This is a genomic window from Telluria sp. PB2R4 (assembly GCF_059685695.1).
Map to the genome: position 1 here is coordinate 340,148 of NZ_JCASIC010000005.1, position 11,740 is coordinate 351,887.

An 11,740-nucleotide genomic window follows, 5' to 3' on the forward strand; every position below is an offset into this window, starting at 1 on the left:
ACGGAGACGATGTACGGTGCCGCACATACGCAACGGCGCCCATGTGCGATAGTAAAAGCGTCCAGTTCAACCGTATTCAGGAAGACAGGGCTGCCACCATGAAAGGACAGACAATGAATATCGACGCAATCGTAAATCAGGATTATCGCGGCAAATCGCTCGCTGAGCTCGTCAATTCCCCGCTGACCGCGCTGTGCGGGGTCAACGAGCAACAGGCCAGCGCCTTCGCCGCTGCCGGCGTACGCACCATTGGCGAGCTGGCCAACCTGCAGGTCGTCGTCCACGCAGTGGCGATCAAGGCCCTGGCCGGCTGCGAAGGCGCCTCCAGCAAGGAGCAGGCCGAGGAAGGCCTGCTCGACGACGCCGTCGAAATGACCTTCCCGGCCAGCGACCCGGTGTCGGTCCAGTCCAGCATCACCCGCATCGAGGTGGCGCCGGACAAGGTCGACGCCAGCCGCGACCACCAGGGTGCGCAGGCGATGGAAGCGCACACCGAGGAGATGCTGCGCTCGGCCGAGGTCGGCTCCAGGTATCTGCAGAAGGATCAAGGCGGGAATCGCTGACACGGGCGTTTCTGACTGAATCGACGGGTCATGGGCGGCGGGAGCTGCTTGTGGCCTGTTTGCTTTTGAGGTGAACGCTATTCGTAGGGTGGTCGGCAGTGAGCCGACCACCATACGGTCTGACGCAGCGATCGGTTACCGATGCGCCGCGGTCTCCACCGCAGGCGCGGCCGCCGGCGCCTTGGCCCCGGACTGGCGGTTGGCCGCCGGCGAGCAGAAGCGGTTCTTGCCGGCGCGCTTGGCTTCGTACAGCGCGTAGTCGGCAATGCTGATCAGGGCGTCCACCGATTCGGCGTCGTCCGGATAGATGCTGATGCCGATCGAGGTCGACAGGCGCAGGGTGAGGTCGTTGATGAAGTAGGGCTCGGAAATCGACTCCACCAGCTTGGCGGCGGGGCCCTGGGCGTCGGCCAGGCAATGGATGTCGCCCAGCACCACCATGAATTCGTCGCCGCCGAGGCGCGCCACGGTGTCTTCCTTGCGCGAGCCGGCCAGCAGGCGCTGCGACACCATCTTCAGGATGTCATCGCCGTAGGCGTGGCCATAGGTGTCGTTGATCGCCTTGAAGCCGTCCAGGTCGAGATACATGATCGCGGCCTTGGTATGGCTGCGATTGGCGTGCTGGAGCGCGGTCTCGATGCGGTCTTCCAGCAGGCGGCGGTTTGGCAGGCCGGTGAGGGCGTCGTGCAGCGCCAGTTCCTGCTGGGCGCGCGAATATTGCGCCAGTTCCTTGTAGAGCAGGCGCACTTCCAGCATGTTGTGGATGCGCTTGTGCACCTCGAGCAGGTCAAACGGCTTGCTGATGAAGTCGCGGGCGCCAGCTTCCAGCGCGGCGATCTTGAAGCTCGGCTGGGCGGTCAGGGCCAGGACCGGCAGATAGCCGCCCTGTTCGATTTCCTTCAGGCCCTTCATGACCTGGAAGCCGTTCAGGCCCGGCATCTGCAGGTCGAGCAGGATCAGGTCGTAGTTGTGCTCGCGGTGCAACGGGCATACCTGCTCCGGCAGCATCGTCGAACTCACGCAGCTGTAGCCTTCCTCGCGCAATATCTCTTCCATCAGTTCGATATTGTCGGGCGAATCGTCCACCACCAGGATCTTCGCGTTCAAAATGTCTTGTCTGCTCGGCATGCTCGTTCTCTTCTATGCGGTCGGTACCATGTTCCATTTCTTTTAGGAATGGAAATCTCCCATATCTTCATAGTCTAGCAAAGCTCTCAAAATTTCTTGTAGGACAGCACCGCGTGTCGCGGTAGGAACTACAAGGACTATACAGCCTTGTCCTGGGCCTGTCGTTTCTTGCTGCTACCGACGGGCCGGACCGGCTACGGAAGCGAGCGCCGCGATCAGTTCCGCCGGCTCCACCGGTTTCGAAATATGGGTCGAAAAACCGGCTTCCAGTGCCTTCAGCCGGTCTTCCGGACGGGCAAAGGCGGTCAGGGCAATCGCCGGCAACTGCCCGCCCTGGTCGCGCGGCAACGCCCGTACCCAGCCGATCAGCTCGAACCCGTCGACCTCGGGCATGCCCAGGTCGCTCACCAGCACGTCCGGCCGCTCCGCGCGCAGGGCGTCGAAGGCCTCGCGCGCGCTGGCGGCCACCCGTACCCGGGCGTGGCAGTCGGTGAGGATGCGCGCGATCAGTTCACGGCCGTCGCGCGCATCGTCCACCACCAGCACCGTCATGCCGGCCAGGTCGCGCACCGTGTTCTCCAGTGATTCCGGGACCGGCGACGGGGCGGGCGTTGCACGGTTGCCGCGGCCGCCGCCGGCCGGCGCCTCGGCGCGCGGCAGCTCGATCGTGAAGCTGGCGCCCAGGCCTTCGCCGGGGCTCTCGGCATGCACCGTGCCGCCGTGCTGCTCGACCAGATGCTTGACGATCGATAAGCCCAGCCCGAGGCCGCCGTGGCGGCGTGTCATCGACGCGTCTTCCTGTCGGAAACGCTCGAACACGTGGGTGATGAATTCCGGGCGGATGCCGGCGCCATTGTCGCGCACCGTGATCGCCACCACCTTGCCGCCCTCCGTGTCGCGCTCGCCTACCTCGACCGCTACCAGGCCGTCGCGCGGCGTGAACTTGATCGCATTCGACAGCAGGTTCCAGATTACCTGTTGCAGCCTGCCGGTGTCGCCAGCCACGAGGGCGCCCGGCGCCAGGTAGTGCTTTTCGATGGCGATGTGCTTGGCGTCGGCGGCCGGACGCACGGTTTCGATGGCGGCATCGATGAAGGAAGCGGGGGCGATCGCCTGCATGTCGAGCAAGACCTTGCCCGACGTGATGCGGCTCATGTCGAGCAGGTCCTCGATCAGCTGGGCCTGGGAGCGCGCATTGCGCTCGATGGTCTGCAGGCCGCGCTGGAGGTCGGCGCCGTCGCGGCTGCCGCGCCGCAGCACCTGCGACCAGCCGAGGATGGCCGACAGCGGCGTGCGCAGCTCGTGCGACAGGGTGGCCAGGAATTCGTCCTTCATCTGGCTGCTGCGCTCGGCCTCGGCGCGCGCCGTGCGCTCGTTTTCGAGCAGGATCTTGCGCTCTTCCGCCGCGCGGCGGGTGGCTTCGTACAGGCGGGTGTTGTCGACCGCGATCGCAGCCTGGGCGGCGATGCCGCGCACGATGCGCTCGCTGCGCTCGGTGAAGATGCCCGGTTCCGGATGGCCGAAGAACATGGTGCCGAGCAGCTCGCCCGAGCGCGCCACTACCGGCACCGCCATGTAGCTGCGCAGGGCCGGGTGGCCGCTGGGCAGGCCGAATTGCGGTGCGCTGCCGGCGTAGCGCGGGTCCTGGCTGACGTCGTCCACGCGCACCAGGCCCTCGGCACGCGCCTCCGGCGGGTAGAGCGCGCTGGCGCGCGGCTCGCCGAAGCTCTGGAACCCGCTCGATGTGCCGCTGGAGAGCGTCACCATCGAGAACAGGGTGCCATCGCCTTCCTGCCCATAGTGGATGAAGGCGCCGAAACGCGCGCCGCTCACCCCGGTGGCGGCCTCGGTGGTCGCGCGCAGCAGCGAGCGCAGGTCGCGGGTCGAGGCCAGGATGCTGCCGGTATTGTTGAGCAGTTCGAGCACGTGCGACTCGTCGCGTAACGCCTGCTCGGCGCGCTTGACCTGGTCGACGTCGGTATTCGTGCCGAACCAGCGCACCACGCGGCCCTCGGCGTCGCGCACCGCGCTCACGCGGGTCAGGTACCAGCGGAAGCTGCCGTCGGCGCCGCGCAGCGGGAATTCCATTTCGAAGGGCTCGCCCCTGCGCATGGTGTCGCGCCAGCGCGCCATCACCGCCGGCAGGGCCTCGGGGTCGATCATGTCCTGCCAGCCCCAGCCCACGCTCTGTTGCGGGGTGCGTCCGGTGTAGGCATACCAGCGGTCGTTGAACCAGACGATGCCGCCGTCGGTGCCGGCCATCCAGGCCAGCTGCGGAATGGTGTTGGCCAGCGCGCGCAGCAGTTCCTCGCTCTGGCGCAGCGTGTCTTCGGCACTCTTGCGGTCGCTGATGTCCTGCACCACGCCGGTCATCCCGACCAGGGTTTCCTGGCCTTTGCGCTCGGCGTAGTCGGGGCGCCCGACCAGCGCCACCCAGCGCGCCGGGCTTGTATTGGCATTGCCGCCGTCATCGCTGCCGCTGCCCGCGTGGGGCTGGATGCGGCATTCGATGTTCAGGTCGGCGCGCGCCTTGAAGGCCTTGAGCACGGCGCGCCGCACCTGGATGCGGTGCTCGGGGTGCAGGCGTGCGCGCAGCTGCGGCCAGCGCAGCGCGGTGTCGGCCGGCAGTCCGAGGATGCCGGCCGAGCGCGGGCCGAGGATCACGCGGTCGAGCGCGGCATCCCAGCGCCAGTCGCCCAGGCGGCCCGCCGCCAGCGCCACCTGCAGGCGGTTGTTGTTCTCGACCAGGGCCTGCTGGTCCAGCTTGCGCTGGGTGATGTCCTGGAAGTAGAGGGTCAGCCCGTCGGGCGAGGGATGCAGGCGCATCTCGATCCAGCACTGCAGGCGGCCGTAATAGAAATCGCGCACCACCGTTTCGCGCCGCTCCATGGCGCGTCGGCAGTCCTCGGCCACCGAGGTGCCGTGCAGGTCCTCGAACTCGTCCCACAGGTTCTTGCCGACCAGGCCTGCACGGCTCTTGTCGAGCGGGGCGATCATGTCGAGCGCGCGCCCGTTGATATAGGTGATGCGCCAGTCGCGGTCGACCGCGCAGAAGCCGTCGGACAGGCTCTCCAACATGTTTTCCATGCGCTCGCTGGCGCGTCGCAGCGCCTGCTGGGCGCTCTGCAGCTCCTCTTCGGCGCGCTGGCGCGCGGCCAGCACGCTCTGGGCATTGCGCAGCGCGGCCGAACGCATCATCTCGAGTTCGCGCTCGTCGCTCATGCGGCCCCCTCCAGCAGTACGGCGGCCAGGCGCGTGCCTTCGACCCGCGCGCGCACCTTGGCGAAGGCGGTGGCGCGGCTGACGCTGTCGTCATCGAAGAACGGAGCGAATCCGGCATCGTCGGTGGTGCCCAGGCGCGGCGCGTCGAGGTAGTGCGCCGCCATCAGCACACGGTCGCGCACCTCCTCGATGCTCTCGACCTGCGGGTTGGCCGGGTCGGTAACGCCGACGAACACGCGCTGGTCCGGCCGTGCATAGTCGCGCGCGATGCGCAGCACGCGCTCGGGATCGGGCTGGCCGGCCATCGCTATATAAACACTGCCGGCGCGGATTTCGAACAGGGCCGGCAGCAGATCGGCATAGTCGATGCGGCTCTCGGCGGTCTCCGGTGTTGCCGGAGACCGCCCCCCGGGAGCCCGGAGGCCCGCCGCCGACACGTGCAGCCCGATCAGGGCGCGTTCGGCGGCGGAGAAGCGGGCAAGGGCCATGTTATTCAGGTGGACGAAGCTGGCCAGCAGCGCGCCGCTCGGGTCGAGCTGCATGGCCAGCGGGCCTTCGGCGAAATCGATCTGCACCTTGTGCGCACCGGCCTCGAGGCAGCGCCGGATCTCGGTCTCGTGTTCTCGCACCAGGTCGTCCAGGAATTGCTCGCGCGGGTAGTCCGCCAGGCCGTCGGGCGGGTACAGCAGCGACAGGGCGGAGGCCGAGATGATGGCCTGCTTGACCGGCCGGGTGGCGTGGCGGCGCGCCGCGCGCAGGTACTGGTCGGCATAGCAGCCGTAGCGGAACGGGCCGTGGGTCAGGCGCGGCATGCGGTGGATCGAGCCGCTGTCGCGCTTGCCGCCGACGGGAATGCGGAAGCCGTCCGGCGCGGTGTTGGCCGCGCCATGGACCGGGTAGCACCAGAAATTCTCGAGCTTGCCCTGTTCGCCGTCGCTGATGACCGGCGCTCCGGTCGCCTCGAATGCGGCCACGGTCGCGCGCACCGCTTCGTCGAGCAGGGGCGCGAGCTCGCGCGCCGCGATGCCGCCGCGGATCGCGGCGATCAGCTCGGGCGGGCGTGGAATGCTGCCGATCGGTTCAGTCGGAATCATCAGAGCTGGCATTGAATGGGCTGCGCATGGCCCGGCAGGACCAAAGGTGGCCCATTGTAGCCCAGCCGGAGCCCGCTGGGCACGCCGGAACCAGGCTCACCGGGCGGACGGCTGGCGCGCCACTTTTGCCAGGGCGTCCTGGAGCTGGTCGAGCTCGTATGGCTTCTGGAGCGACAGGTAGGGGAACTCGAGATGGCGCAGCAGCGAGTCGCCGTAGCCGGAGGCGAAGATCACCTTCATTGCCGGATGGTCCTGCAACGCGCGGCGGGCCAGGTCGACGCCCGACATGCCGGGCAGGCTGACGTCCGAGAACAGCACGTGGTAGCGCTCCTTTGCCAGCAGTGCGAGCGCGTCGTCCGGATGCGCCACGCCGTCGGCTTCGTGGCCGAAGGCCTTGAGCATCTCGCACACCAGGTACTGGGAATCGAGGTTGTCCTCGACTACCAGGATGCGCAGGCCGGCATCCTCGGGCTCCGCTTCGGTGATTGGCGCCGCTGCCGGTGGCGCCAGCAGCACGTGGACGCCGGCGACGCCGCCGCTGCCATCGGGCACCGGCGTCAGGCGCAGGTCGCAGCGGTGCTCGAGTGGGCCGTTTGCGTGGCGGAAGCTCAGCAGCGTGCCGTCCACCAGGCCCGGCTCGCCGTTCCAGGCGCGCTCCAGTGCACTGCTGGCGGCCGACAGGGGCGGCGGCAGCACCGAGGGCACCGAGCCGCCCGGCACCCGCCCGCAGCCCAGGCCGGCAAGCACGGCGTAGGCCTCATTGAAGACCAGGATCGTTTCGCGGCCCCATACGAGTAGTCCCGGCAGCGGGGAATTCAGCAGCAGGTCGGCGGCCACGCGCAACGCCAGGGGCCAGGTGGGGGGCTCGCCGAGTTTGGATGCGGACCAGTCAAACGAGGTCGAACTGCGTGCGGCGATGCGCGGATCGTGTTCAGGCATGGGAAAAAAGTTGTATTAACGAAAACGTGGCGGTCATCCTACACCAAAGCCGCCGTGCTGTCGTGGCGATCCGTACGGGCAAAAAAAAGCCCGCTTCCAGGAAGCGGGCTGAATCTATTTCCTTGGAGGAGATAGAGGAGACAGGAAGGATGATGCTGCATTGCCGCAAATGCGTCCAATTTATATTTCAAATGACTATCATCAATTTTATTGATGAGTGAACCGCAAAAGCGCGTTTGTCAATCGACCGTGGCTTTCCTGCTACGCCGCTGCGCGATGAATCGTGCGCTCTTGGTGCGTCGGAGAAAATGTTCTACGATGGCAACTATGTCAAGAGTTTCCCAGCTAGCCTGCGCTTGTGCGGCACAGTTTTCGCTGCACGCGGGCTGCGGGCAGGCTGCCGCCCATGCTGCGCAGACACAGGCGCTGATCGATGGCCGCAAGGTCTATTCACTGCTGTGTTCCGGTGTCTTCCGGGAGGGGCGCTGGGGCAACTGGCAGGCGATGCCGGGCTGGCACGCGCTTGGCGCCGGCATGGCCGCCAAGATGCTGCGCGTCGCGCGGCTGCCGCAGTTGGCCGTGCCAGGCTATCATGCGCTGGACGCCGGGGGTGCGTGGCAGGCGCGCCCCGACCTCGGACTGGCCCTGACCGGCCGTCATCCCTTGCACGTCCGTCACCCCGAGTTCGGGGAGACGGGCTTGCGCCAACTGGCCGAACGGCATGTGTTCGCCAGCGCAACGCTGCGTTTCTGAAGGCCCATGACAAGAATGAACACAACCCTCCCTGACCGAACGCGGCGCCGTCTGGCCTGGCACATGCTGGCGCTGCCGCTGCCGCTGGCCTTGATTGCGGCGCTGGGAACGGCGCCGCGCGCGCGGGCCGACCGGTATGCCGAGGCGTCAGGGGCCGGCGGCCCTGCGGCCCATCCCCAGACGCTCGAGCGCCGCGTCAAGGCGGCTTTCCTGTACAAATTCCTCGGCTATGCCGAATTTCCAGCCCATGCCTTTGCCGACCCGGCCGCTCCGCTGACGATCGCCGTGATCGGTTCCGAGGACATGGCGGCCGAGCTGGCGCGCATCGCCGCCGGCCGCGCGGTCGCCGGGCGCCCGATCGCGGTGCGGCGCGTCGCGGAGCACGAGGGCCCGCCGGCAGTGCACCTGCTGTTCGTGGCGGGCAGCGATGCCGAACGGGCCGGCCGTGTGCTGCGCGCCGCGCCCGGCGCCTGGCTCACCGTGACCGAATGCGAGGGCGGCCTGCGCTATGGCAGCGTCATCAACTTCCGCATCGTCGACGAGCGCGTGCGCTTCGACGTGTCGCTGGATGCCGCTGAAAGAAAGAACGTCAAGCTCAGTTCGCGCCTGTTGACGGTGGCGAACCGGGTGCAGAAGGGAGGTGCATGATGGGCTTGCCCGATACCGCTTCGGTCCGCAGCAAACTGATCCTGATGGCGGTGGCGACCACGATCGTCGCACTGCTTACCGCCGCCATCGCCATGATTGCGGTCGACGCGCGCTCCTTCCAGCAGGTCTGGGTGGACGACCTGAGCACCCAGGCCGACATCGTCGCCAATGTCGCCGCGCCGGCGGTCTCGTTCAACGACGCCGTCGCCGCCACCCGCAGCCTCGCGGTGCTGCAGGTGCGCCCGCAGATCGTGGCCGGCGCCATCTATACCAATAGCGGGCAGCGCTTCGCCACCTATGCCAAGGCGGGCGTCGAGGGCGCGTTCCCGGCGCGTCCGGAGGCGGCAGGCCACCGCATCGAGCGCGGCGAGCTGGTGGTGTTCCGTCCGATCGTCGAGAACGGCGAACCGCTCGGCACCGTGTACCTGCGCTCGCGCTTCGGGCTGCTGGACCGCGTGCTCAGCTACGGCGCCATCCTCGGCGGGGTGATGCTGGCCGCGCTCGTCATCGCGGCGCTGGTGGCGTCGCGCCTGCAGGCCTCGATCACCCGGCCGCTGCAGGCGGTGACCAACGTGGCGCGCCAGGTGATGCTGCGGCGCGACTTCTCGCTGCGCGTGCCGGGCGACGAGAAGGGCGAGATCGGGGTGCTGGTCGAGGCCTTCAACGACATGCTGGCCGAAATCGGACGCCGCTCCGACGCGCTGCAGGCCGCCAACCGCACGCTTGAACACGAGATGACGGTGCGCGAGCGCGCCGAGCAGGCCCTGAAGGTGGCCGACCGCAGGAAGGACGAGTTTCTCGCGACCCTGGCGCACGAGCTGCGCAATCCGCTGGCGCCGATCCGCACCGGCCTGGACATCCTGCGTATCCGCAGCGGCGACGCCCAGGCCACCCAGCGCGCCACCGACATCATGGAGCGCCAGCTGCGCCAGATGGTGCGCCTGGTCGACGACCTGCTGGACGTCTCGCGCATCAATACCGGCAAGTTCACCATCAAGATGGGACGGGTCGAGCTCAAGGCCGTGGTCAACGATGCCCTCGAGGTGGTGCGCTCCTATATAGAACTGCACGGCCACGAACTGGTGATCGACCTGCCGGACCGCCCGGTGTTCCTGCATGGCGACGCCACGCGCCTGGCCCAGGTGCTGTCGAACCTGCTGAACAACGCCGCCAAGTACACCAACCGCGGCGGGCGGGTCTGCCTGAAAGCCGGTGTCGAAGACCGTACCCTGGTGGTGGAAGTGGCCGACACCGGCATCGGCCTGGCCCCCGACATGCTGGACACCGTATTCGACATGTTCGTGCAGGTCGATTCGACGCTCGAGCGCAGCAATGCCGGCCTGGGCGTCGGCCTGTCGCTGGCGCGCAAGCTGGTGGAACTGCACGGCGGGACCATCGAGGCCAGGTCCGAAGGCCTCGGCCACGGCAGCCGCTTCGTGGTGCGCCTGCCGATCGTGGTCGATCCCGAGCCGATCGCCAAGCCCACCCCGGCCGCGTTCATCAGCACCGAGACCTACCGCATCCTGCTGGCCGACGACAACGTCGACTTCGTCAACAGCATCGGCGCGCTGCTCACGGCCATGGGCCACAGCGTGGTGATCACCCACAACGGGCCGGATGCCCTGGCGGCCGCGGCGCGCTTCTGCCCGGACTATGCCTTCCTCGACATCGGCCTGCCGCACATGTCGGGTTACGACCTGGCGCGCGGCATCCGCAAGCTGGCCTGCGGGCCGATCACGGTGCTGATCGCCGTGACCGGCTGGGGCCAGGAAAAGGACCGCCAGCTCGCCTTCGAGGCCGGCTTCGACCACCACATGGTCAAGCCGGTGCGCTTCGAGCAGATCGAAGAGATCCTGGGGAATCGCAGCATCATCAAGAAGCTGCGCACCTGACCGGTAAACGAAGAAAACCCACTGCCATGCAGTTGATGCCGGCCAGTTAAACGATATTTGGGAGCTCTTGTAGCGTGGGCGGGTCTCCCGCCCACGCGTTCAACCATCGCCAGCACGTTCTGGACGGACATTCCGTTAACCATCACCCCGCCCACCCTACTGACCGGCGAACGCAAAAGCGATGGGCGTAAAAAAACGGAAGCGCCTGCGCGCTTCCGTCGATACCGGTTCGCCGGGCTATCAGGCTTGCTTGGCCTTGCGGCGGCGTGCCAGGAAGCCGAGGACGCCGAGGCCGCCCAGCATCATGCCGTAGGTTTCTGGTTCCGGCACCGGAGCCAGCATGACTGCACCACCGAACGAGGCGCCGGCATCCGACACCAGGTTGCCGCTGACCTGCAGGTAGTAGTTACCAGCCATCAGGTTGTCGCTCGAGATGCTCCAGACATCCATTTCGCCGCTCTGCAGCATGGTGCCATTGGTGATCAGGGTGTCGTCTTCGCCATACAGGGCCAGACCGGTGATGTCCAGGCCGACGTCGGCGCTACGGCTGATCGACGAGATGATCGCATCCAGGTTCATGCCCATGTCACCTTCGACCGAGAAGGTGAACTGGTCAGCGAAGGTATTACCTTCGTTGTCGGCTTCAAAGGTGTCGCCAAAGAAGGCGCTGTTGTCGATCAGGTTCAGCTCCTGTGGGGAGTCGCCAATCACGTCCTGGGCCATGACAGCCGACGAACCGAACGATGCGGAAGCCAACACAATTGCAGCAATCAGAGATTTTTTCATTTCTTTCCTCGCTTTAGAATCAGCCGCGTCCTGCAGCCTGGGTTTCAAGTATCGGGGAACTTCATGCTATCAAAACGACATAGAAAAGCACGCGGAAGTGTGATTGAACCTTCAACTCGCTCCATGTGTTCCAAGAATCAACAGTTTTCCGAGGAGATATACTTTTAAGCGTTTGTTCATAGGAGAACCTGGTTGATATGGGTTGATGAGTAGAAAATTTTGATCGAGTTGCTGAAAATTGGTCAGTGCAGTCCTACAAAGAGAGGAGGGGCTCTCCGGCGCTAGGGCCCCGGCATTTCAGCCCGGTTTAATGAATGAAGCGTAGAAGTTAGCGAGATTTAGCTTGATTTCGCTGGGTTGTCCCAGCAATGTGGCGACGCTGCGCGCGCGCGTGGGCGAGCCGGCACGGAGAATGCGCCTATCGAAATCGGAAAAGAAGAGGGAAGGAAGCGAAAAAGAGAAAAGCGCTGTCACCTTCAGCTATGGATGAGGATTGAACTCCTGAGCTCCTTGGCGGTCGAACACCCGTCTGCATCGACGGGAGCCGGCCATGAAAGCACCCAGTTTCAAGAAATGGTTCGCACGACTGCCTGCGCTGAACCAGCCGCAGCGCCTGCAAACGCTGGCCGCCCTGCATCCGGCCGCCGGTCTCGACCAGGTAATCGCGCTCATCGGGCAAATCGGCGCAGTGGCGCGCCGCTGCCCGCGTTGCACT

9 protein-coding genes and 1 pseudogene are annotated in these 11,740 nt (G+C 66.3%); 5 read left to right on the forward strand and 5 right to left on the reverse strand.

Features of this window, described 5'->3' with window-relative positions:
- Positions 1-113: 113 nt before the first annotated feature.
- Positions 114-563: a hypothetical protein gene (locus AC56LU_RS11505; RefSeq protein WP_497175733.1), complete on the forward strand. Its 450-nt coding sequence runs from the start codon at positions 114-116 to the stop codon at positions 561-563.
- A gap of 135 nt (positions 564-698) precedes the next feature.
- On the opposite strand, the gene AC56LU_RS11510 is transcribed toward AC56LU_RS11505, so the two are convergent.
- From AC56LU_RS11510 to AC56LU_RS11525, 4 genes are all read right to left on the reverse strand, one after another.
- Positions 699-1,691 carry a response regulator gene (locus AC56LU_RS11510; RefSeq protein ID WP_497175734.1) on the reverse strand — a complete coding sequence of 331 codons (993 nt, stop codon included), beginning with the start codon at positions 1,689-1,691 and terminating at the stop codon, positions 699-701.
- A gap of 174 nt (positions 1,692-1,865) precedes the next feature.
- The gene (locus AC56LU_RS11515; RefSeq protein WP_497175735.1) at positions 1,866-4,913 is read right to left on the reverse strand and encodes a hybrid sensor histidine kinase/response regulator; all 3,048 of its coding nucleotides are present in this window, start codon (positions 4,911-4,913) and stop codon (positions 1,866-1,868) included.
- Positions 4,910-6,007: a uroporphyrinogen decarboxylase/cobalamine-independent methonine synthase family protein gene (locus tag AC56LU_RS11520; protein ID WP_497175736.1), complete on the reverse strand. Its 1,098-nt coding sequence runs from the start codon at positions 6,005-6,007 to the stop codon at positions 4,910-4,912. Before AC56LU_RS11520 ends, AC56LU_RS11515 begins: the two co-directional genes overlap by 4 nt.
- Positions 6,008-6,103: 96 nt before the next feature.
- On the reverse strand, positions 6,104-6,946 hold the full coding sequence (locus AC56LU_RS11525) for a response regulator (protein ID WP_497175737.1): 843 nt from the start codon (positions 6,944-6,946) through the stop codon (positions 6,104-6,106).
- A gap of 327 nt (positions 6,947-7,273) precedes the next feature.
- Between AC56LU_RS11525 and AC56LU_RS11530 the strand changes: the two genes are divergently transcribed.
- Genes AC56LU_RS11530 through AC56LU_RS11540 form a run of 3 tightly spaced genes read left to right on the forward strand, consistent with a single transcriptional unit; the run spans position 7,274 to position 10,239 of the window.
- Positions 7,274-7,699: a hypothetical protein gene (locus AC56LU_RS11530; RefSeq protein WP_497175738.1), complete on the forward strand. Its 426-nt coding sequence runs from the start codon at positions 7,274-7,276 to the stop codon at positions 7,697-7,699.
- Between the two features lie 15 nt (positions 7,700-7,714).
- Complete coding sequence (locus AC56LU_RS11535) at positions 7,715-8,347, forward strand: TOL_0243 family YfiR-like periplasmic protein (RefSeq protein WP_497175739.1); 633 nt, start codon at positions 7,715-7,717, stop codon at positions 8,345-8,347.
- Entirely contained in the window at positions 8,344-10,239 is a 1,896-nt protein-coding gene (locus AC56LU_RS11540; RefSeq protein WP_497175740.1) for a sensor histidine kinase, YfiR-like protein-associated, read from the forward strand. Before AC56LU_RS11535 ends, AC56LU_RS11540 begins: the two co-directional genes overlap by 4 nt.
- A gap of 240 nt (positions 10,240-10,479) precedes the next feature.
- Here the strand turns inward: AC56LU_RS11540 and AC56LU_RS11545 are convergent, their stop codons facing one another.
- On the reverse strand, positions 10,480-11,025 hold the full coding sequence (locus tag AC56LU_RS11545; RefSeq protein WP_497175741.1) for an FxDxF family PEP-CTERM protein: 546 nt from the start codon (positions 11,023-11,025) through the stop codon (positions 10,480-10,482).
- 550 nt (positions 11,026-11,575) lie between these two features.
- Between AC56LU_RS11545 and AC56LU_RS11550 the strand changes: the two are divergent.
- Positions 11,576-11,740: pseudogene (locus tag AC56LU_RS11550) on the forward strand (IS1595 family transposase); the annotation flags it as partial.

Excerpts from the sequence above, each read along its gene's own strand:
- AC56LU_RS11540 (WP_497175740.1), top strand. The coding sequence starts at position 8,344 with ATGATGGGCTTGCCCGATACCGCTTCGGTCCGCAGCAAACTGATCCTG.
- AC56LU_RS11525 (WP_497175737.1), bottom strand. The coding sequence starts at position 6,946 with ATGCCTGAACACGATCCGCGCATCGCCGCACGCAGTTCGACCTCGTTT.
- AC56LU_RS11545 (WP_497175741.1), bottom strand. The coding sequence starts at position 11,025 with ATGAAAAAATCTCTGATTGCTGCAATTGTGTTGGCTTCCGCATCGTTC.
- AC56LU_RS11530 (WP_497175738.1), top strand. The coding sequence starts at position 7,274 with ATGTCAAGAGTTTCCCAGCTAGCCTGCGCTTGTGCGGCACAGTTTTCG.
- AC56LU_RS11510 (WP_497175734.1), bottom strand. The coding sequence starts at position 1,691 with ATGCCGAGCAGACAAGACATTTTGAACGCGAAGATCCTGGTGGTGGAC.
- AC56LU_RS11520 (WP_497175736.1), bottom strand. The coding sequence starts at position 6,007 with ATGATTCCGACTGAACCGATCGGCAGCATTCCACGCCCGCCCGAGCTG.
- AC56LU_RS11515 (WP_497175735.1), bottom strand. The coding sequence starts at position 4,913 with ATGAGCGACGAGCGCGAACTCGAGATGATGCGTTCGGCCGCGCTGCGC.
- AC56LU_RS11535 (WP_497175739.1), top strand. The coding sequence starts at position 7,715 with ATGAACACAACCCTCCCTGACCGAACGCGGCGCCGTCTGGCCTGGCAC.
- AC56LU_RS11505 (WP_497175733.1), top strand. The coding sequence starts at position 114 with ATGAATATCGACGCAATCGTAAATCAGGATTATCGCGGCAAATCGCTC.